Annotated in this window: 20 protein-coding genes and 1 pseudogene; 10 read left to right on the top strand and 11 right to left on the bottom strand. The window is 67.7% G+C overall.

Annotated features, from left to right (window positions below; genetic code table 11):
• Nucleotides 1-30 precede the first annotated feature (30 nt).
• Nucleotides 31-846, top strand: coding sequence for an MspA family porin (locus tag ACV7NQ_RS12330; protein WP_463359760.1), 816 nt, complete (start codon nucleotides 31-33; stop codon nucleotides 844-846).
• Nucleotides 847-913: 67 nt separating this feature from the next.
• Here the strand turns inward: ACV7NQ_RS12330 and ACV7NQ_RS12325 are convergent, their stop codons facing one another.
• Genes ACV7NQ_RS12325 through pdxR form a run of 4 tightly spaced genes read right to left on the bottom strand, consistent with a single transcriptional unit; the run spans nucleotide 914 to nucleotide 5,514 of the window.
• A complete protein-coding gene (locus ACV7NQ_RS12325; protein ID WP_463359759.1) occupies nucleotides 914-2,425 on the bottom strand; it encodes a carboxylesterase/lipase family protein in 1,512 nt (503 codons plus the stop codon).
• Between the two features lie 14 nt (nucleotides 2,426-2,439).
• A complete protein-coding gene (locus tag ACV7NQ_RS12320; protein WP_463365637.1) occupies nucleotides 2,440-3,882 on the bottom strand; it encodes a dihydrolipoyl dehydrogenase family protein in 1,443 nt (480 codons plus the stop codon).
• 8 nt (nucleotides 3,883-3,890) lie between these two features.
• Complete coding sequence (locus ACV7NQ_RS12315) at nucleotides 3,891-4,136, bottom strand: DUF2630 family protein (RefSeq protein ID WP_463359758.1); 246 nt, start codon at nucleotides 4,134-4,136, stop codon at nucleotides 3,891-3,893.
• 10 nt (nucleotides 4,137-4,146) lie between these two features.
• Nucleotides 4,147-5,514, bottom strand: a complete 1,368-nt coding sequence (gene pdxR, locus ACV7NQ_RS12310; RefSeq protein ID WP_463359757.1) for a MocR-like pyridoxine biosynthesis transcription factor PdxR — start codon at nucleotides 5,512-5,514, stop codon at nucleotides 4,147-4,149.
• 81 nt (nucleotides 5,515-5,595) lie between these two features.
• On the opposite strand from pdxR, the gene ACV7NQ_RS12305 reads away from it, so the two are divergent.
• On the top strand, nucleotides 5,596-6,285 hold the full coding sequence (locus ACV7NQ_RS12305; RefSeq protein ID WP_463359756.1) for a pyridoxamine 5'-phosphate oxidase family protein: 690 nt from the start codon (nucleotides 5,596-5,598) through the stop codon (nucleotides 6,283-6,285).
• A 10-nt stretch (nucleotides 6,286-6,295) separates the two neighbouring features.
• Complete coding sequence (locus tag ACV7NQ_RS12300; protein WP_463359755.1) at nucleotides 6,296-6,598, top strand: PucR family transcriptional regulator; 303 nt, start codon at nucleotides 6,296-6,298, stop codon at nucleotides 6,596-6,598.
• Nucleotides 6,599-6,695: 97 nt separating this feature from the next.
• Here ACV7NQ_RS12300 and ACV7NQ_RS12295 read toward each other — a convergent pair whose 3' ends face one another.
• Nucleotides 6,696-7,991, bottom strand: a complete 1,296-nt coding sequence (locus tag ACV7NQ_RS12295) for a hypothetical protein (RefSeq protein WP_463359754.1) — start codon at nucleotides 7,989-7,991, stop codon at nucleotides 6,696-6,698.
• Between the two features lie 5 nt (nucleotides 7,992-7,996).
• The gene (locus tag ACV7NQ_RS12290; protein WP_463359753.1) at nucleotides 7,997-8,767 is read right to left on the bottom strand and encodes a crotonase/enoyl-CoA hydratase family protein; all 771 of its coding nucleotides are present in this window, start codon (nucleotides 8,765-8,767) and stop codon (nucleotides 7,997-7,999) included.
• 62 nt (nucleotides 8,768-8,829) lie between these two features.
• On the opposite strand from ACV7NQ_RS12290, the gene ACV7NQ_RS12285 reads away from it, so the two are divergent.
• Nucleotides 8,830-9,471, top strand: a complete 642-nt coding sequence (locus ACV7NQ_RS12285; RefSeq protein WP_463359752.1) for a TetR/AcrR family transcriptional regulator — start codon at nucleotides 8,830-8,832, stop codon at nucleotides 9,469-9,471.
• A gap of 16 nt (nucleotides 9,472-9,487) precedes the next feature.
• Nucleotides 9,488-11,107 carry an acyl-CoA dehydrogenase family protein gene (locus ACV7NQ_RS12280; protein ID WP_463359750.1) on the top strand — a complete coding sequence of 540 codons (1,620 nt, stop codon included), beginning with the start codon at nucleotides 9,488-9,490 and terminating at the stop codon, nucleotides 11,105-11,107.
• A 187-nt stretch (nucleotides 11,108-11,294) separates the two neighbouring features.
• Here the strand turns inward: ACV7NQ_RS12280 and ACV7NQ_RS12275 are convergent, their stop codons facing one another.
• Together ACV7NQ_RS12275 and ACV7NQ_RS12270 are read right to left on the bottom strand one after the other, a co-directional pair.
• Nucleotides 11,295-12,482 (bottom strand): aminoglycoside phosphotransferase family protein, encoded by a 1,188-nt coding sequence (locus ACV7NQ_RS12275; RefSeq protein ID WP_463359749.1) that lies wholly within the window; start codon nucleotides 12,480-12,482, stop codon nucleotides 11,295-11,297.
• 20 nt (nucleotides 12,483-12,502) lie between these two features.
• Nucleotides 12,503-12,826, bottom strand: a complete 324-nt coding sequence (locus ACV7NQ_RS12270; RefSeq protein ID WP_463365636.1) for a GTP-binding protein — start codon at nucleotides 12,824-12,826, stop codon at nucleotides 12,503-12,505.
• Nucleotides 12,827-13,273: 447 nt separating this feature from the next.
• On the opposite strand from ACV7NQ_RS12270, the pseudogene ACV7NQ_RS12265 reads away from it, so the two are divergent.
• A pseudogene (locus ACV7NQ_RS12265) lies at nucleotides 13,274-13,447 on the top strand (DNA alkylation response protein); the annotation flags it as partial.
• Nucleotides 13,448-13,464: 17 nt separating this feature from the next.
• Here the strand turns inward: ACV7NQ_RS12265 and ACV7NQ_RS12260 are convergent.
• Entirely contained in the window at nucleotides 13,465-13,869 is a 405-nt protein-coding gene (locus ACV7NQ_RS12260) for a nuclear transport factor 2 family protein (protein WP_463359748.1), read from the bottom strand.
• Nucleotides 13,870-13,940: 71 nt separating this feature from the next.
• On the opposite strand from ACV7NQ_RS12260, the gene ACV7NQ_RS12255 reads away from it, so the two are divergent.
• The 3 genes from ACV7NQ_RS12255 to ACV7NQ_RS12245 all read left to right on the top strand — a co-directional run bounded on the left by ACV7NQ_RS12255 (nucleotide 13,941) and on the right by ACV7NQ_RS12245 (nucleotide 16,113).
• On the top strand, nucleotides 13,941-14,864 hold the full coding sequence (locus tag ACV7NQ_RS12255; protein WP_463359747.1) for a LysR family transcriptional regulator: 924 nt from the start codon (nucleotides 13,941-13,943) through the stop codon (nucleotides 14,862-14,864).
• A gap of 37 nt (nucleotides 14,865-14,901) precedes the next feature.
• Nucleotides 14,902-15,591, top strand: a complete 690-nt coding sequence (locus tag ACV7NQ_RS12250) for a nucleoside/nucleotide kinase family protein (protein WP_463359746.1) — start codon at nucleotides 14,902-14,904, stop codon at nucleotides 15,589-15,591.
• Nucleotides 15,592-15,696: 105 nt separating this feature from the next.
• On the top strand, nucleotides 15,697-16,113 hold the full coding sequence (locus tag ACV7NQ_RS12245; RefSeq protein ID WP_463359745.1) for an SRPBCC family protein: 417 nt from the start codon (nucleotides 15,697-15,699) through the stop codon (nucleotides 16,111-16,113).
• A 10-nt stretch (nucleotides 16,114-16,123) separates the two neighbouring features.
• Here the strand turns inward: ACV7NQ_RS12245 and pgi are convergent, their stop codons facing one another.
• Nucleotides 16,124-17,761, bottom strand: a complete 1,638-nt coding sequence (gene pgi, locus ACV7NQ_RS12240; protein ID WP_463359744.1) for a glucose-6-phosphate isomerase — start codon at nucleotides 17,759-17,761, stop codon at nucleotides 16,124-16,126.
• A 110-nt stretch (nucleotides 17,762-17,871) separates the two neighbouring features.
• Here pgi and ACV7NQ_RS12235 point away from each other — a divergent pair, with 110 nt between their 5' ends.
• The gene (locus ACV7NQ_RS12235; protein WP_463359743.1) at nucleotides 17,872-19,326 is read left to right on the top strand and encodes an NAD-dependent succinate-semialdehyde dehydrogenase; all 1,455 of its coding nucleotides are present in this window, start codon (nucleotides 17,872-17,874) and stop codon (nucleotides 19,324-19,326) included.
• A 128-nt stretch (nucleotides 19,327-19,454) separates the two neighbouring features.
• Here ACV7NQ_RS12235 and ACV7NQ_RS12230 read toward each other — a convergent pair whose 3' ends face one another.
• Nucleotides 19,455-19,748 (bottom strand): chorismate mutase, encoded by a 294-nt coding sequence (locus tag ACV7NQ_RS12230; protein ID WP_463359742.1) that lies wholly within the window; start codon nucleotides 19,746-19,748, stop codon nucleotides 19,455-19,457.
• Nucleotides 19,749-19,860 lie beyond the last annotated feature (112 nt).

Raw genomic sequence — 19,860 nt, 5'->3', positions numbered from 1 at the left:
GTGATGAGATCGAAAGAGAGGTACATCGCGATGCGCGATTCACTGTGCACTGCAATCGTGGCGTGCTCCTTCCTGCTCACCGCGCTGGTGGCGGCCGGTGCGGCACGAGCCGACACTCCAGTGACACTCCCCGATGGACACGACCAGTTCACCACTCGCGATGGGGTCGTCGCCTCCGTCGACCGCACCGGTGAGCAGGCCACGATCTCCGGGTCGATGGCCGCGAGTCCGCTCTCCCGCAACGCCTGGGTGTCCGGTGTGACGTCAGTACATATCGCGGTGCCGGCTGGGATCAGTGTCACCGGCGGTCGTATCGAGACCGGTTACCTCGTGGGTTGTCAGGTCGATCTGGGCAGTGGCACGCACGCGGAGGGTAGCGGCGATACGCAGGGCCAGTCGAAAACCGGCTCGCCTGCGGGGCCCGACAGCGGCGACGGCAACGGCGGCGGCGGCAACGGCGGCGGCGGCAACGGCGGCGGCGGCAACGGAGGTGGTGGCGGCGGCGGAGCTGGTGCCGGCGGCGGCGGCGGTGGTGGCGGCGGAGGCGGAGGTGGGGGACTGACAGTCGGCGGGTACGCCGGCGGAACCGCCGACAGTTCGGGGGTATCTCCCTTCGCCGATCCCTCCATGAGCCTTCAGTTGAAGCCGGGCAAGGTGGCCACCTCGAAGATCGAGGACTACACCTTCCAAGGCACGTCGGGCATCACACAGTATGTGAACCACACGCTGTCCGTCGACGGCTGCGCCGGCGCTGCCGAGGCTCGCGCATACACCACGGTCACGGTGCACGACAACGTCATGGACGACTCCGAAACCCTCTGGGGCCAACCTTTCAGCATCGGCTAGTGGCCGGGCAGCCGGTGGTGTGCCCGAAATAAGGTGCACGGCAAGCAGTGTCGCGATCGGCAGCCATCTAGGTCAGCGTCGGGACCCGGATGCCTTGCCAAGCAACGCGTTTGGCGCTGTCGGGATCGCTTTCCAAGCGGGTGATTTCGTCGATGATCAGTGTGCTGCGCCGGTCCTCGGTGTAGGCGGGCCAGGACGGGAGGGGCACGCCGGTGCGGGCGAAGGATAGCCAGTTGTCTTGGAATTGGCGGGTTACGGCGCGCAGGCCGCGACGCCCGCCCGCTGCCGTGAGGGCGCGGCCGAACGAGGAGTCGGCAGCGCCGAAGACGGGGATCAGGTCGGTGGCGTGGGTGGCGCCGACTCCGGCGAGATGGAATGCGCGCGGGGCGAAGTCGTAGCGGTAGGCGTAGGTGGGGGCGTTGCGGCTGTGGCCCTCCATGGCCGTGACCGAGGGGCGCCAGAAGACGTAGTCGCCGCCCGCGCGCACCGCGACTTTCGGCTGAGGATAGCCGGGATATGCGGCGATGACCCGGGATTCGAGGTCGTCGCCCGCGCGGGAGAGCAGCTTGTGCAGCCGGTCGGGGGTGGTCGGCAGTTCGTCGCCGAATTTCGCGAACAGGGTGCCCTCGTCGCGATTGGTGCCGATGATCAGCGGCACCCGGTGTGCAGTGCCCGCGGTGATCGCATCGATCGGGGCCTGTGGCAGGTAGGTGCCGTCGACGATCGGCGCGATGGGGAACAGTCCCCGATTTTCGCGCAGTATTCGGCCGCTGGTCTTGCCGACCGCGCGACGAAGGTCGTTCGCACTCGCCGTGATCAGTGCCTTGGCCGCGGTGTCCGGACTTGCGCCGAGGGCATCGACGCAGTGCCGGGCGAAGGCGCGGGCGTCGTCCGCGTTCATCCCCCAGTCCGCGGGCGGGCTCTGCGCGATCCCACGGTGGAACAACCCCTCGGCCGCGGGCGTGGCCAGCAACGAGAGCACCGCGTGCGCGCCCGCCGATTCACCGAAGATGGTGACATTGCCGGGATCACCGCCGAAGGCGTCGATATTGCGCCGCACCCATTCCAGCGCGGCGACCTGATCGCGCAGCCCGAGGTTGGCGTCGAAAGGACGCTCGGGCGTAGCGAATTCACCGAAGTCGACATATCCGAACGCGCCCAGTCGGTAATTCAGCGACACCACGACGACATCGCCGCGCACCGCCAGCCGCGCACCGGAATACAGGCTCAGCGCCGTGGTGCCGCTCAGGTATCCGCCGCCGTGGATGAACACCATTACCGGGCGCGGTGTCGCGGAGCGCTCGATCGGCGCGACGACATTCAGTGTCAGCGAGTCTTCACTGGTCGGGTGGTAGCGGCGCGGCCCGATCCGTGCACCGGAGCGATGTTGCATGGCGGCGGGCCCGAAGGTGGTGGCCTCACGAACACCGGTCCACGGCCGCACCGGTTGCGGGGCCCGAAATCGCAGGTCCCCCACCGGCGGTGCCGCGTAGGGAATGGATCGCCAGCGTGCGACGCGGCGGCCGCGGCGGCCGCGAACCACTCCGTCCGCGGTCGTGATGTCTGTCGTTGCCACCATCCTTCCGATGGTAACTACGTGCGGCGTGCTTCCAACAGACGTAGCCAGAGTTCACTCACCGTCGGGTACGCCGGCACTGCGTGCCACAGCGTTGCCAGCGGTACCTTGCCGACCACCGCGATGGTCGCCGCGTGGATGAGCTCGCCGACCTCGGGGCCGACGAATGTCGTGCCGAGGATCGTGTCGGCGGCGATATCGATCACCAGTTTCGCGCGCCCGGAATAGTCGTCGCGCGCCAAAGACGATCCGGCAACGGCGATATCGATCTCCACCGTTTCCACGTCGTATCCGGCTTTGCGTGCCGCCGCCTCGGTGAGCCCGACCGAGGCGACCTCCGGCGCGGTGAACACCACCTGCGGGACCTGCTCGTGATCGGCGGTCGCGGCGAAGCGCGCCACCGATAGCGCACGCCCTTCCGCCCGTGCGGCGATCACGTCCCCGCACACCCTGGCCTGGTATTTGCCCATGTGCGTCAGCGCAACACGCCCGTTCACATCACCCACCGCGTAGAGCCAGTCACCATCGATGCCGCGCGCGGTCAACTGGTCATCTACATCGACGGAACCATCGGGCAGTCCGACAGTTCCCAAACCGAGATCCCGCGTTGCCGGTCCGCGCCCGGCGGCCACGATGATCTCGTCGGCCTCGAATCGCGCATCGTCCGGATCGACCAGGTCGCCGCTCAGGTGGATGGTCACCGGCCCGCCGTGGATCCGCCCCTCGCCGGTGTCCTTCGCGTCGGCGCGCTGCACCCGCGCGGGTGCGGTGCGGAAGCGGACCCGAACGCCCGCATCGGCGAGTCCGGCCGCCACCCGCTCTCGCGCGAACGGTTCCGCGTTGCCGAGCAGCGAATCGCCGCGAACCAAGAGCGTGACTTCCTCGGCGCCGAGCGCGGCAAGCCAGGTGGCGGCCTCACAGGCGACCACGCCGCCGCCGACGATCACCACCCGCCGAGGGACCTCGTGCAGGTTGGTGGCATCCCGCGAGGTCCACGGCAGCGCGTCGCGCAGGCCGGGGATATTCGGGACATTGGCCTTGGTTCCGGTCGCAAGCACCACCGCGTGCCTGGCGCGCAGCAGCTGACCGTCGACCTCGACCAGTCGCGTGCCCGCGAGCCGGCCGATACCGCGGATCACATCGATCCGGTTGTCGTTGGCCCACTGCACCTGCGAGCTGTCGTCGTTGTAGTGGGTGAAGCTGTCGCGTCTGCTCAGCACCGCGTCGACATCGAGTCCGCTCGCGGTGACCCCGGCCATCGCCTGCGCGCCGGAGAGGATGTGTGCGGGCCGCAGCAGTGCCTTGCTCGGCATGCATGCCCAGTACGAACATTCGCCGCCGACCAGTTCGCGCTCCACGATCGCCGCGGTACGCTCGCTACCCGCGATGGCGTAGGCGGCCGCGTTTTCCCCGGCCGGCCCACCACCGATCACGATGACGTCGTACTCGGTGGCATCCAGCACCGAGGTCACTGCAGATAGCCCTCGACCTGACGGGCCGAGCTGACCTGTGCGTCCTCCGGCGCGCTGCCCTGATCGATCCGCGCCCGCCGCTGCCGCAGCAGGTCCCAGCACTGATCGAGCATCACTTCGAGTTCGGCGAGCTGCTGTCGCTCGGTCACCGGATCGACCTCACCGGCCGTCGCCTTGGACCGCAGATCGTGCTCGCGGTCGACCAGATTCTTGATGCGCGCCAGGATGTCCTGTTCGGTCATGGTGACCATGCTACGACCGGGCCAGGCAATCTCCGGCGACGGGAACAGCGGCGGCCAGATCCGACCAGCCGAGCGCGGTATACCCGAGCGCGACGCCGAAGGAGCGCGCAACCCCGATGTGGTGACGGGCGAGCCCGTCGAGCGCCACGCCACGCGCCCGGCCCGCGGCGACCGCCCGTTGCTCCGCCTCGGCCGATGCCAGCGGCACCACGACGTGCGATCCGGCGTCGTCGCCGACCACGTCCAGTCCGCGACGGCGAAGTTCGTCGACGACCAGCGCGCGCCGCGGTGGCAGTGCGCGGCGCAACCGGCGCAAGTGTCGTGCCAGGTCCCCGTGCTTGGCGAACTCGACGAACACCTGTTGCCCCGCCGGGCTCGGTCCGGTTCCGGTCCGCTCCCGGTAGGCGAGCACCACATCGGCGATCTCGGGCGCCGCGACCAGCCAGCCGACGCCCAGACTCGACGACAAGATCTTGCTTGTCGTGCCCAAATGCACGACGACGTCCGGCGACATCGCGGCCAGCAGCGGCAAAGGCGCTGTGTCATAGCGCAATTCGCCGTCGTAGTCATCCTCGATGATGGGTACCCCCGCCCGCCGCGCGAATTCGACGAGCTGAACCCGCCGGGCCGCGGGCATGCGCGCACCGATCGGAAACTGGTGTGCCGGTGTGCAATACACGGCCTTGATGCCGGGCGGCAGCCGATCGACGCGTAGTCCTTCGGCATCCACCGGTACTGGCAGCACCTGGACCCCGGCGGCGAGGAAGGCGCCCGCCGCGCGTTGATAGCCGGGATCTTCCATCGCGACAGCGTCACCGGGGCGCAGCAGGGCGGCCGCGAGTTCGCCTACAGCAGAGCTGGTTCCGGCGGTAGCGAGCACCACGGTGTTGCTGCTCGCTCCGAGCCCGCGATGCCGCAGCAGGTGTTCGGCGATGGCCGAGCGGAATTCCGGTTCGCCGCCGCGTTCCTTGCGCACGATCGGGGCGGTGTCGGCGGCGGCCCGCCAGGCCCGGCGCCAGGCGGGCTGGTCGATGGCCTCGATGCAGGGCGCGCCGGGGCCGAGGTCGAGTAGTTCCGGGTGGTCGGTCGAGCCGGGGAGGGCGCTCGGCCGGGTGCGGGTCGCGGCGGGCGTGGTGGTCAGGTAGGTGCCGGATCCGCGCTTGCCCGCGATCCAGCCCTCGGCATGCAGCTGGTCATAGGCCGCGGCGATGACCGTGCGGCTCACGCCGAGCCGCTGGGCGAGGGACCGGGACGACGGGAGGCGATCGTCCGCGCGCAGCATGCCCGTACTCGCCGCGGCTCGCAGACCCTCGGCGACCTGCACCGACAGCGGCTGTGCCGCGTCGCGGTCGAGCACGAGCGGGAGTTCGTCGGGCACCGGTGGCCTCCAGAATTGGACTGTACGAATTTCCGTGAATTGGCTATTTCAGAATGCCACTTCTGACCTCAGGCTAGTGATATGACCAAGTCGACCAGTTCTCGGCCCCCACTATCGCCGACCCCGCGCAGCACGCCGACCCGATTGAAGGACCGCGCCAGGACCGACCGGGCCGACCTGGACGCGGTGCTCGACGCCGGACTGGTCTGCCACCTCGGTGTCGTGCTCGACGGCACCCCGGTGGTGATCCCCACCGTGTACGGGCGCGACGGCGACACGCTGTATCTGCACGGCTCCACCGGCGCGGGCAATTTGCGTGCGGCGCTGGAGGGAGATGTCTGCATTGCCGTGACCCTGGTCGACGGCATCGTCTACGCCCGCTCGGCCATGCACTTCTCGATGAACTACCGGTCCGCAGTGGTGCGCGGCCGTGCGGTCGAAGTGACCGACGCCGAAGAGCGGCTGCACGCGCTGCGGGTGGTCGTCGAGCACTCCGCGCCGGGCGCCTGGGATCGGGTGCGCCGGCCGAGCAAGAAGGAACTGGCCGCCACGAAGGTGCTTGCGCTCGACCTCACCGAGGCGTCGGTGAAGGTCAGGGCCGCTGGTCCGAGTGACGATCCGGAGGATGTAGAGACCGGCGGCGTATGGGCGGGCGTGCTGCCGGTGCGTCAGGTGTGGGACGCGCCGGAGTCGTCGACGGATCTGGAGCCGGGCATCCTGGTGCCGCGGGACGTGCTCGACAGGTTGGATGTCGCGGTCGTCACGCCCTGACCGGAGACCGATGCGTAGTCGCGCGGATTCCGGGCAATGCCAACTTGCCCGGCCCGGTCCTGCCCGCTCCTGGCTGCGCACCCTGCTGGCACCGCTGGGGGATCAGCCGCATCTCCTGGACGCCTTACGCGCCCTCGTCGCGCACGATTACAACCGCCAACAGGCCGCCGCAGCCCTTGTCGTACACCGCAATACGCTCAACTACCGCCTCAACCGCATCGCCACCGTCACCGGCTACGACCCTGGTCGCCCGGAGCACGCCCAACTCTTCGCCGCCGCATTGACAGCCCATGATCTCGGCGCGGTGGATTGAGCGGCAGCGTCGGGTAGCCGCCTACATCTGCTTCGACCTGCGCTCCGACCTCGGCTGCCGTGGAACGAATTGGCGAGTCGGATAGCGCAATCGCCGATTACCACATGGTGAGCGGCAGCTGCAGGCTCGCGGTCGTCTTGCGGGCGAGGTCCCGGAGCGCGGTCGGTGAATTGATCCGGGCGGGGTCCAGGCTCACCACGGATAGGACGTAATCGTCGGCGATGCGACACAGATAGCCGGACAGGCGGGTACGCGGCAGCGTGTCAACGGCGAGGCCGGGATGTATTGCGCGAGCGGCGACGCCGGTGCAGCGATGCGGGCCGAGCGTGCGTAGCGACGAGGGGAGGGTTCCGATGTTGGAGCACAGGATGTCTCGCTCGCCTGCGCCCTTGGACAGGGCGTAGGCCCAGCGGTCTGGGACTACCTGGAGCAGTTCCTCGGGCATCCCGCCCGGGCTGGACAGGCGGCGCTCGTAGGCGATTCGGGACTTCTCGCGAATCGTTGCCGGGGTATCGGCGCGGACGATGACGATCTCGGTCATCGCGAGATCGTTGTCGACCCGGGGTTCGTCGCGGGTATCGACCGGGAGGCCGGCCTCGATCGTCTCGTCGGGGAAACCACTGGCCCACAGCATGTTCGCGATCACCGAGATGAACAGACTATTCGCGGTCCCGCCCTGTGCCGCAGCCGCTCGGTCCCAGTCGGTCACCGCGAATTGCAGAATCGCACTGTGTACCGGTGAGCTGCCGGGGCGGGTGCGGTCACCGCGTGGCGCGGTCGGATCGGGTCGTTCCGGAACGCCGTGGCGTAGGGCGCGGGCGGTGCCGCCCAACACGATCGACCACTGACGCCGGGCATCGGCCCAATCTGATTCCAGCGCAGCCGAGTTCGGGGGCATCGAGGCGTCGTCGGTGGGTACCCGGGTGGCGGTCGACGCGGCCCGGTTGAGGGCGTCGTCGACCGCGACCGCGAGTGCGCGTCCGTCGGCGAGGGCGTGCGAACAGGTCAGGCAGACAACCGATCCGCCGTCGTCCAAGGATGCGGCCGACAGCCGCCAACCGGGTTCGAACTCCGGATCCAGTTGTGCGCCTTTGCTATCGGCCCAGTCGAGCAGAGTGTCGACCGGGATCGGCTGATCGGCGAAGTCGAGTGGATGGGCCCTGACGTTGCGCCGCCATGAACGGCGGGCGCCGGGCACGCGCGCGCGAACCACTCTGCGCCCCAATGGCCCGGTGCGTAGGCCGGTATGGACCTGTTGCAGCAGTGCGGGATCGATGCGGTCGGCGGTCCGCCACAGCCCCTGCAGTGCGATCGGCGTGCCGAGGCCGCGGTGGGTGCGCAGGAAGATCTCGTCGACGACGCTGAGTCGATTCGTGGCGCCGAGTCGACTCATCGGTTTCAGCTGCGAGCGCCGTGCCGGCCCGCGCCCGCGGCGAAGCGCTGGGCGCCCTCGAGGGCGCCGTCGGCGAGTGCGGCCATGCCGTGCCGAAACTCGTTGCGCATGGCCGCTTCCTCGTCGAGTCCGTCCTGCTCCAGCATCGACAGCCGGTCCGAGCGCAGGCAGGTCTGCGGCAGCACGGCCAGTTGGGCGGCGACCTCCTCGGCGACCCGGCGGGCGTCACCGGTCGGCACCACCCGGGTGACCAGGCCCATCTGCAGCGCCTCGGGTGCGCTGACGGCGCGGCCGGTGAGCACCAAGTCCATCGCGCGACCGGTCCCGATGATGCGCGGCAGCCGCACCGTGCCGCCGTCGATGAGAGGCACGCCCCAACGGCGACAGAACACGCCGAAGGTGCTGTCCTGCTCGGCAATTCGCAGATCGCACCACAGCGCCAGCTCGAGTCCGCCCGCCACCGCGTAGCCGGAGACCGCGGCGATCACGGGCTTGGACAGCTTCATTCGGGTAGGACCCATCGGGCCGTCCCCGTCGTCGGCGGCACGGTTGGAGGTCTCGGTGCCGAGTGCTTTGAGGTCCGCGCCCGCGCAGAAGGTGCCGCCCTCTCCCCACAGCACTGCGACCGACGCGTCGGGATCGGCCTCGAAGGCACGGAAAGCATCGGCAAGCGCGGCGGCCGTCGGTCCGTCGACCGCATTGCGGGCCGCGGGGCGATGCAGGATGACGGTAGTCACGGGTCCGGCATGTTCGACACGGACGGTTAGCTCGCTCACGCCTCGACCATACGACGTTAGACGCCTTGTGGGAAGAAGTGAATCCATGATTCACTTCTTGCGTGGTGTACCGCAGAACCCCCGCCGTGCAGGCCCGCCTCGATGCGCAGGCCGCGCTGATCGTGCAGGCCGCGACGAAGGTCCTCTCCAGGGAGGGCTTCGCCGGGCTGTCCATGGCGGCTGTCGCGGCTGAGGCCGATGTGGCCACCGGAACGGTCTACAAGCACTTCGCGAGCAAGTCCGAACTGGTGAGCGCGGTCTTCCGGAAGGTCGTCGCCCGCGAGGTCACCGCGGTTACCGCGGCCGCCGTGGAACCGGCCTCGCCCGATTCCGGTGCGTCGGCGGTCGAGCGCGTCACCGCCGCTGTGGAAACCTTCGCTGGACGCGCGCTGAAGAACCCCAAGCTCGCCTATGTGCTGCTCGTCGAACCCGTCGACGCGGCGGTCGACACCGAGCGCCTGCACTTCCGGCGCGCCTTCGCCGAAGCCTTCGAAACGGCGATCGTGGAGGGCGTGTCGCGCGGCGAGCTGCCCGCACAGGACGCACGAACCAGTGCCGCCGCCCTCGTCGGCGCGATCGGCGAGGTGCTGGTCGGTCCACTGGCCGAGGCGCCGCACGGCGAATCCGTTGTCCCCGAACTCGTTGCCTTCGCGATGCGCGCGCTCGGCGTGCGCGATGATCAGAGCGCCTCGGGCGCTCGATAGAAATAGGAGTTGTCCGATGCCGACGCATGAAGTCTTCAATCAGGTTCCGAACATCGTGCCGTTCGATGTCTCGCAGAACCCGGCGCTGCTGGAGGGTCTGCACCGCGAGGGCGCGGGCTGGGCCGAGCCGGAGGTGCGTGAGCTCGGTGCGCTCGCAGGCGGACCCGCGGCCCAGGAGTGGGGTCGGCTCGCCAACGAATACCCGCCGGTGCTGCGCACCCACGACCGCTACGGTAATCGCATCGACGAGGTCGAATTCCATCCGCACTGGCACGACCTGATGAATGTCGCTGTCTCCCATGGTCTGCACGGCTCGCCCTGGCTCGACGACCGGCCCGGCGCGCACACCGCCCGAGCCGCCAAGTTCTACACCTGGGGTGTCGCTGACGCCGGGCACATGTGCCCGATCTCGATGACCTACGCGGTGGTGCCCGCGCTGCGCCACAACAAGGAGCTCGCGGCGAAATATGAACCGCTGCTCGGCTCCCGGACCTACGACTTCGGCCTGCGTGAGCCATCGTCCAAGGCCGGTCTCATCGCGGGCATGTCTATGACCGAAAAGCAGGGCGGCTCCGACGTCCGGGCCAACACCACCACCGCGACACCGCAACCCGACGGCAGCTACCGGATCGTCGGGCACAAGTGGTTCACCTCCGCGCCCATGTCGGACCTGTTCCTCACCCTGGCGCAGGCGCCCGGCGGTCTGTCCTGTTTCCTCCTGCCCCGGGTGCTGCCGGACGACACCCGCAATCCCATTCGGATCCAACGACTCAAGGACAAGCTCGGCAACAAGTCCAACGCGTCCTCGGAGGTCGAATACGAGAACGCCACCGGCTGGCTGGTCGGCGCGGAGGGCGCCGGGGTCAAGACCATCATCGAGATGGTCAATATGACCCGTCTGGACTGCGTGATCGGCTCCTCCACCGGCATGCGCGTCGGCGCGGTCTACGCCGTGCACCACGCGCGGCACCGGGAAGCCTTCGGCAAGAAGCTGATCGATCAACCCGCGATGGCAAATGTGCTGGCGGACTTGGTGATCGAATCCGACGCCGCCACCACCGTGATGATGCGCCTGGCCGGCGCCACCGACCGGGCGAGCCAGGACCCGGCCGAGGCGGCGCTGCGCCGAATTGCCTTGGCGGTCACCAAGTACTGGGTGTGCAAGCGCGCACCGTCGCATGCGGCCGAGGCGCTGGAATGCTTCGGCGGCAATGGCTATGCCGAGGAGTCCGGGATGCCGCGGCTGTACCGCGAGGCGCCGCTGATGTCCATCTGGGAAGGCTCCGGCAACGTCGCGGCGCTGGATGCCCTGCGCGCCATGGGTCGTCAGCCCGAGACCGTGGAGGCGTACTTCAACGAGGTGTCGCTGGCGAAGGGGGCGAACCCGCGCCTGGACGACGCGATCGCCCGGGTCGGCAAGGAACTGTCCGACCTGAGCGACATCGAATACCGCGCGCGGCGCGTCGTCGAGCTGATGGCACTCGTGCTGCAGGGTGCGCAGTTGGTCCGGCACGGCCACCCGGCCGTCGCCGACGCCTACTGCGCCACCCGGCTCGGCGACGACTGGGGCATCGCATTCGGCACCTTGCCTGTCGGGGTGGACACCGGCGCCATCGTCGAGCGCGCATTCGTCTGATGCGGCTGGTCGCTCGGGTGGGCCGAGCAGGTGTGCGCCGTCGAGCGCGCGTTTGTCTGTTCCCGGCCGGTCATTCAGGCCGGCCGGTCCAGCGCTCGTTCGACCAGCGCGGTATCGCAGTGCCCGACCACTTCCTTCAGCATCGCCAGCGCAGGCCCGATCGAGCGGGTCCTGACGAAGTCAGCCGTCAGGACAGACTGTCGAGCGACTCGAGATCCACGACCGCATGCGACATTCGCTCGATATTCGCCCGCGATACCGCCTCGGGCTGCATGTCCGGCTCCAGCACGCCGACACCGAGTGTCAACAACCAGAAGAACAGTCCGTGGAACAACTGCTGCCGATATCCGAGCCACAACTCGTCCTGTGACAGTGCCGGGCCGCCCGACTTGGTCAGCTGATCGGCATAGATCTGCAGCAGGTCTTTCTCCCACGCCCGGCGATCCTCGACGGTGAGTGCCGAGGCCAGCGCGTAGGCGACATCGAGACCCCAGTGGCCTTTGGTTATGCACTGCCAGTCGTACAGGCCCATCCGCCCGTCGCCGTTGATGTACCAGTTACGTGAGTGCACGTCCGAATGCAGCAGCGTGGCTGGACCGCTGTTGTGCAACTCGAGTGAGCGGAGAAACGCAGGCCACAGTTCGTTTCGCCGCGCGAGAAATTCCGGAGGACTGACATCGGCGGCACGGTCGACGCCCACCACGCTGCGGGTGCGAAAGCGAATCAGCCGATTCACGTCCAGCTGCCACGTTTCGGCGTCTTTGATAATCCTGAGGTCGGTAGCGAATCGTGGGCTCTGCCAGAACGTTCCGTGCACCGTGCCGAGCAGCCGGACAATATCCTCCGCCTGCGCACGGTCGATATACACCGTGGTCGGATCTCCGAACGTGCACCCGCGGGTTTTCGATACATCCTCGAGCAGGAACATAGACCTGCCGGACCGGTTATCGAAACTGGCGAAATGCCCTAGCGGCGCCTCGATGTCCAAGTCGGGGCGGATCACGTTGTAGAACAACGTCTCCACAGCGTTCGCCTCGGTCGGAGTGGTGACCAGGCGAGACAGAAAAGTCGGTGTGGACTTCGTGAACACATCGACAGGGAGTCCGGCGGCGGATCCGGCGGCGTTGTAGTGGATCGTCACGGCGCGACGGCTGGTCGAGCCATCACTTCTGCTGCCCAGCGTGAAACTCGATACTTCAGCGCCCGGCACATCACGGCACAATGCTTGGGTGAGCCACTCGGCGGTGAAAAACTCGGGCGATCGGGGAACCTCCGTCAACGCGGTCGGCCGAGTCGGCCGCAGTCGCTCCCCGATCGCATGCGTCGCGATTCGTCCGGCTATCCCTAGCACACGGGTCTTGGTCAACTTACTCATGGATTGTTCTCCTAGCTCCTTCAGGCGTGATCGGCCGTCGCGAGAGCCATCAGATGCTCCAGCAGACGGACCAGGACGAGCTTGGCCGAATCCCGGTTTCGGGCATCGCACAGCTGTACCGGGACATGAGGGGCGATATCCAGGGCAGCGCGGACCTCGTCTTCGTCGTAGATGTCTGCCCCGTCGAAGCAGTTCACCGCGACGATGAAGGGGATGTCACGAGACTCGAAGAAATCCACTGCGGCGAAGCTGTCCCGCTTCCACCGTGTGTCTGCCAGTACAACCGCGCCGAGCACGCCGGCCGACAACTCTTGCCACATGAACCAGAACCGGTCCTGCCCCAGCGTGCCGCTCGTCGCACAACCGGCCGGGCCTGGAGAATCAATGTTGTTCCTCGATCCGCTTTGTTACTACTTGTTCACGATCGCCCGCTGTCGGGCCCAGATGACCCTCGGCGGACCAGGTGCCTCGCCGCGCCGGGCCGACGGTCGTCCCTGTGCTGGTGGTGGATTGCCACGGTTGTCTTCTCGGCGTTCGGCACTGATGGTTCGCAGACTGTTCGAAGAGCGGTGGCCAAAGGGTAACGGAGCCTCACCTTTTGGAAGTTGAGACCGCCTCAAAATACTGAGAGTGATGGACGGTAGTCAAGAAAGCTGTTGGTAGTCATTGTGATGTAAACATTCATCCGGGTTCCGCGTAATTCCCTGGCGCTAGAGCGCGCCACGGCGTCCTCGCCGAGTGCGGCCACAAGCCAGCGCCGGGCCGCGGTCGCGTTGGTAAGCGTCTCCAGCATCATCGAACTCATGGCGCTGATTCTCCAGGGCGCCCAACTGGTCCGCCACGGCCATCCCGCGGTCGCGGACGCCTTCTGCGCCACCCGATTGGGCGAGGACTGGGGCATCGCATTCGGCACCCTGCCCTCCGGCGTGGACACCACGGCCATCATCGAACGCGCCTTCGTCTGATCGTCACTGTCTGATAGTCACCGGACCGGCTGGTCGAGCACGCGCTCGACCAGCGCGGTATCGCAATATTCGACGACCTCGGCAAGCTGGCCGTCGGCGATACGGAAGATGAAGCAGTAGATCTGGTTGTATGCCTCGCCGCGCGTGGTCGTGGCGTGGGCGCGGGCCTGGACGATCACGCGGTCGTCGGTGGCGTGGATAGCGTCGGCGGTGCTGCGGTAGTCGGTGAACTGCGCCATCAGCGGGCGCAACAATCCTTTCAGGACAACATCTTTCGGTCCCCAGCTACCGGCCCACGACCAGTTCCCTGGGAACACCCACCGGAAGTCGTCGGCCATCGCCTCGCTCATCGCACGCGTATTGCCCTGCGCCATCTGGTCGAAGATGTCCTCGACCAATTTCTTGTTCGCTGCCGCACTCATACCGACGACGCTAGGGCCGCCACACCTATGCGACAAGCGATGGTCTCGCATATTTGGTATGACTACTTCGCATGGGTGACTTCACGATCGTCGGGCTGCGAGTGGTCCGCGAGGCGGCGATGTCCGGTTCCTTCTCGACCGCCGCCGAAAACCTCGGCTACACGCAGTCGGCGGTGTCCCGGCAGATCGCCCTGATGGAACAGGCCGCCGGGCGGGCGCTGTTCGAGCGGCACGCCCGCGGCGTGCGGCCGACCGCGGCGGGCCGGATCGTCGTTCGGCATGCCGATGCGGTGCTCGGTGAACTTGGCACCGCCCGCCACGACCTCGACACCCTCGCCGCCCGGCCACCCGCGCTGCTGCGTGTCGGAGCGTTTTCCACCGCGATGGCGGTGCTGGTCCCTCGGGCCATCGCGGTGCTGGACGACCGGCAGCCACACGTGCGGGTATCACTGCGGGAGGGAACCAGCCCGCGGCTGGTCACCGCCGTTGCGCGCGGTCGACTGGACATGGCGGTGGTGACCGAGACCGGAAAACTGCCAGCGGATGTCGGTTTCGAGCCGCTGCTGGACGATCCGCTGCTCATTGCGGTCGCGCCCGGCCACGCCCTCGCGGATCGGGTGAGCGTCGCGCCCGCGATGCTGCGCAACGAGCGCTGGATCGCGGGCAGCGCCGAGGCGAGCAGCACACTGCTCGGTGCGTGGACCGACGCCGGCTGGGATCCGGATATCGCGTTCGTCGCCCGCGACTGGTTCGCCAAACTGGGTCTGGTCGCGGCAGGCATGGGCAGCACCGTCGTCCCCGGAATCGCCGCGCCCCTGCTCCCGGCGAGCCTCTCCCTGGTCCGCATCGACCATCCTGCCGCGGTCCGTGCGACGTCGGTCATCTATCGCCGCGGCGACAATACGGATCGGCTGCGGCAGACGTTCACCGAAGCGCTGCACGACGGCGCCGTCGAATTGTCCGCGCAGGTTCGGCAGCGGCTTCGAAAGCGATAATGCCACGGCCGCACCCGGTCTGAGTAAGGTTGCTCCGATGACCGGCGTACCTGTCGAAATGCCGTTGAGCGCGCTTGTCGAGCGGGTGCTGACACGGGCCGCCGCGGGTACCGGCCGGTATGTGCTCGGCATCGCTGGTCCACCCGCCGCCGGCAAGTCCATGCTGTCGGTCGGGGTCCGTGACGTGTTGAACGCGTACGCCGGGACGTCGATCGCCGAGATCGCCCCGATGGACGGCTTCCACCTACCCAACGCGGTGCTGCGGGCCTCGGGAAAGCTTGCGCGCAAAGGGGAACCGGACACCTTCGATGTCGCCGGATACCTCGAAACGCTGCGCCGCCTGCAGGGCACGCCGATAGGCGAGCCGGTGCCCTGGCCCACCTTCGACCGCGCCATCGAGGAACCGACCCCCGGCGGCGTGGTCTTCGATCGGCACACCATCGCGATCACCGAGGGCAACTACCTCCTGCTCGACGATCTGGAATCGGGTCCGTGGTCCGGTGTTCGGAAGCTGCTCGACGACAGCTGGTACCTGGACGCCGACCGGAATGTCATCGAGAAACGGTTGATACGGCGACATATTCACGGCGGCAGAACCGTTGCCGCCGCGAAGGCCAAGACACACCTGAGCGATCTACCGAACGCCGACCTCATCGTCGGCACCAAGACCCGCGCCGACCTCGTCCTCCAGGTCCGCGATGGACGTTATTGCGCTATGTCCGCGTGAGCTCGTCCGGGCTGCCGTCAGACCGACCGTGACATGTCATGCCGTCGTGATCGGTGACATGATCGCGCGGCGAGCGTTCGAATCGAAGTACCTGGGAGCGGCATCATGTGGGAGTACGAGCACAGTGTGGTGACTTCGGTCGCGCCGGAAGCGCTGTGGCATCGCTGGTCGGATATGGCCGCCTGGCCCGAATGGAACGACGGCATCGAGAAGATGCAGATCGATGGCCCGTTCGAGGTCGGCACCACCTTCACGATGACCCCGCCGGACGGCGACGCGGTTCGGATGCGGCTGGTGGAGATCGTGGCGGGGGAGTCGTTCGTCGACGAAATGGACGGTGGCGACTTCCGGGTCGTCACCGTGCACCGGCTCGAGCCCGCGGACGACGGGCGCACGCGGGTGGTCTACCGGACCGAGATCGTCGGCCCAGCCGCCGATCAGGTCGGTCCCGAATTCGGCCCGCAGATCACCGCCGACTTCCCCGAAGTGGTTGCGGCGCTGATCGAAACGGCCGCGGGCTGACCAGTGTCCGTCAACGGTTGGCGCGATACCAGCGGATCAGTGCGTCGGTGGAGGAATCCGCCTGGGGCTCGGGGTCTTCCGGGGAGGTGAGCAGCGGAGCCACCGCGAGCGCCTGCTGCTTGCCGAGTTCCACACCCCACTGGTCGAAGCTGTCGATGCCCCAGATGGTGCCCTCGACGAAGACCTGGTGCTCGTAGAGGGCGATCAGCTGGCCCACCGTCGACGGGGTCAGCTGCGGGGCGAGGATGCTGGTGCTCGGGCGGTTGCCTGGCATCACCTTGTGCGGCACCACTTTCGGGTCGGTGCCTTCGGCGGCGATCTCCTCGGAGGTCTTGCCGAACGCGAGCACCTTGGTCTGTGCGAACAGGTTGCTCATCAGGATGTCGTGCATGCTGCCGGTGCCGTCGCGGGTGGGCAGATCATCAGTGGGACGGGCGAATCCGATGAAGTCCGCGGGGATCAGGCGGGTGCCCTGGTGCAGCAGCTGGTAGAAGGCGTGCTGGCCGTTGGTTCCTGGTTCGCCCCAGAAGATTTCGCCGGTCGAGGTGGTCACCGGGGTGCCGTCGGCGCGCACCGACTTGCCGTTCGACTCCATCGTCAACTGCTGGAGGTATGCCGGGAAGCGGGCCAGATCGTTCGAATAAGGCAGCACCGCACGGGATTCCGCGCCGAAGAAGTTCGAGTACCAGACGCCGAGCAGGCCGAGCAGCACCGGACCGTTCGCCTCGAGCGGCGTGGTCGCGAAATGCTGGTCCACGGCGTGCATTCCGGCCAGGAACTGGCCGAAGCGCTCCTTACCGATCGTCGCCATCACCGACAGGCCGATGGCCGAGTCCACCGAGTAGCGGCCACCGACCCAATCCCAGAAGCCGAACATGTTCGCGGTGTCGATCCCGAACTCTGCGACGCGTTCGGCGTTGGTCGATACGGCCACGAAGTGCTTGGCCACGGCGTCCTTGCCGAGTGCGGCCACCAGCCAGCGCCGGGCCGCGGTCGCGTTGGTCAGCGTCTCCAGCGTCGAAAACGTCTTGGACGCAACGATGAACAGCGTTGTCGCGGGGTCGAGTCCGTCGAGTTTCGCGACGATATCGGCCGGGTCGACATTCGAGACGAAGCGCGCGCCGATACCGGCGTCGGCATAGTGGCGCAGCGCCCGGTATACCATCTCCGGCCCCAGATCGGACCCGCCGATGCCGATATTGACCACCGTGGTGATCTGCTCGCCGGTGGCGCCGCGCCATGCGCCGGATCGCAGCGAATCGGTGAATTTGCCCATCCGCCGCAGCACCTCGTGAACCTCGACAACGGCGTTGACGCCGTCCACGATCAGCGACTCTCCGGCGGGCCTGCGCAGCGCGATGTGTTCGACCGCGCGGTTCTCGGAGGTGTTGATGTGCTCGCCGCGGAACATCGCGTCGCGCCGCTCGGCGACACCGGCCTCGCGCGCCAATTCGACGAGCAGATCCAGGGTTTCCCGAGTGACGCGGTGCTTGCTGTAGTCGATGTGCAGGTCTGCCACCTGGACGGTCAGCTCGCGGCCGCGTTCGGGATCCTCGGCGAAGAATTCGCGCAGGTGCCGTCCGGCGACCGCGCTGTGGTGATCGTGCAGTTTCCCCCATGCCGCCGATGCGGTGATGTCGCTGCTCACGTTCGCCGAGAGTACAAGCACTCGACCCCGCGCGCAGGAAAGGACCGGAAACTTCGGTGGGTGTTGGGCTGTCGGCAATCGGGGTCGAGCGGTCGGCATAGGCTGGCGTCATGGTGTCCGAGACCGAACTTCTTCAATCAGTACCGACGCAGTTGTGGATCGGCGGGCCGGTCGATGCCACCGGGGGAGGCACCTTCGAGGTGCGCAATCCGGCCACCGGGGAGGTGCTGACACGGGTCGCGGATGCGACGCCCGAGGATGCGGTGCGCGCGCTCGACGCGGCCGTCGCGGTGCAGGAGAAATGGGCCGCGACCGCCTCGCGAGAGCGCGGCGAGATCCTGCGCGCGGTGTTCGAGGCGATTACCGCGCGGGCCGAGGAATTCGCCGTGCTGATGACCCTCGAAATGGGCAAGGCGCTGCCGGAAAGCCGCAACGAGGTGCGCTACGGCGCGGAGTTCTTTCGCTGGTTCAGCGAGGAGGCCGTGCGGGTGCACGGGCGCTACCTGCACGCACCGTCGGGGACCGGCCGGATCATGGTGCACAAGCAGCCGGTCGGGCCGTGCCTGGCGATCACGCCGTGGAACTTCCCGCTGGCCATGGGCACTCGCAAGATCGGTCCGGCGCTGGCCGCCGGTTGCACGATGATCGTGAAGCCCGCCTCGGCCACGCCGCTGACCATGCTGCTGCTCGCCAAGCTGTGTAGCGAGGCCGGGCTGCTGGACGGCGTGCTTTCGGTGATCACATCCAGCCATTCCGGTGCGGTGACGCAGCCGCTACTCGATGATCCCCGGCTGCGCAAGCTCACCTTCACCGGATCCACCGAGGTCGGGAAGAAGCTCGTCGAGAAGTCGGCCAACGGGCTGTTGCGCACCTCGATGGAGCTCGGCGGCAATGCGCCGTTCGTGGTGTTCGACGATGCCGACGTCGATGGGGCCGTGCAGGGCGCGATGCTGGCGAAGCTGCGCAACGGCGGTGAGGCGTGCACCGCGGCCAACCGCTTCCACGTGCAGAACGGGGTGCTCGAGGAGTTCACCAACAAGCTGGTCGAGGCGATGTCGAGCACCGTCACGCTGGGGCCGGGCACCGACCCGAGCACCACTCTCGGCCCGTTGATCAGCGAGGACCAGCTCAACATCGTGAGCGACCTCGTCGACGACGCGGTATCTGCGGGCGCGCAGGTCCGCCTGGGCGGCAAGGCCCTGGGCGGCCCCGGCTGGTTCTACCCCGCGACCATCCTGAGTGAGGTGCCGCCGCACGCCAGGATCCTGCGCGAGGAGGTCTTCGGCCCGGTCGCCCCCATCATCGGCTTCGAGACCGAGGCCGAAGGCCTGGCCGCCGCCAACGACACCGAATTCGGTCTGGTGAGCTACGTCTACACCCGCGACCTGGATCGCGCGCTGCGCGTCGCCGAGGGCCTGGAAAGCGGCATGGTCGGCGTCAACCGTGGCGTGATCTCCGATCCCGCAGCGCCCTTCGGCGGCGTCAAGGCCTCCGGCTTCGGCCGTGAGGGCGGCATCGAGGGCATCGAGGAGTACCTGTCCACCAAGTACATCGCCCTCACCTGAGGGGCGTCCCGAGAGTGGAAACGACCGCCCCGGGGGTGTGAACACCCGGGGCGGTCTTGGGGAATGCGGTGGTCTTGCGATCGCCGCACGAGTTCGGGGGCCGCTGGGCGGCCGGAGTGGGCGGCGAGTCAGTGACCGAGTCGGCCGCGGCCGAGGCGCAGCAGCAACATTGCGAGGGTGTGGCCTTCCTGGCCGAGTTCACTGAAGCGCTCGAGCACCTTCATCTCACGACTGTGTACGAGTCGGGGTCCGCCAGAGGCCATGCGAGTACGACCGATGATCCGCGAGATCTCGGTGCGGCGTTTGATGGCGTTGAGGATCTCCGCGTCGAGCGTGTCGATCTCCTTGCGGAGCTTCTCGATCTCCGCCTCGGAGTGCGGGGGAGCCGAGTCGGACCCGGTCGTCGTGGCAGGCGTGCTCATCATTCATCTCCTCGTGTCAGAACATGGATCGGCTGGTGCGCCCGGCTCGTTACCGATCGGTTCTTTCACCGCGCAAAGGACCTGGTTGGGTCCTGCATTGTTCCCCCCGGAA

It is taken from the genome of Nocardia sp. Tas62D01, from assembly GCF_055232035.1.
Note: the sequence above shows the minus strand (reverse complement) of the source record. Positions and strands in the feature narration are given on the sequence as shown.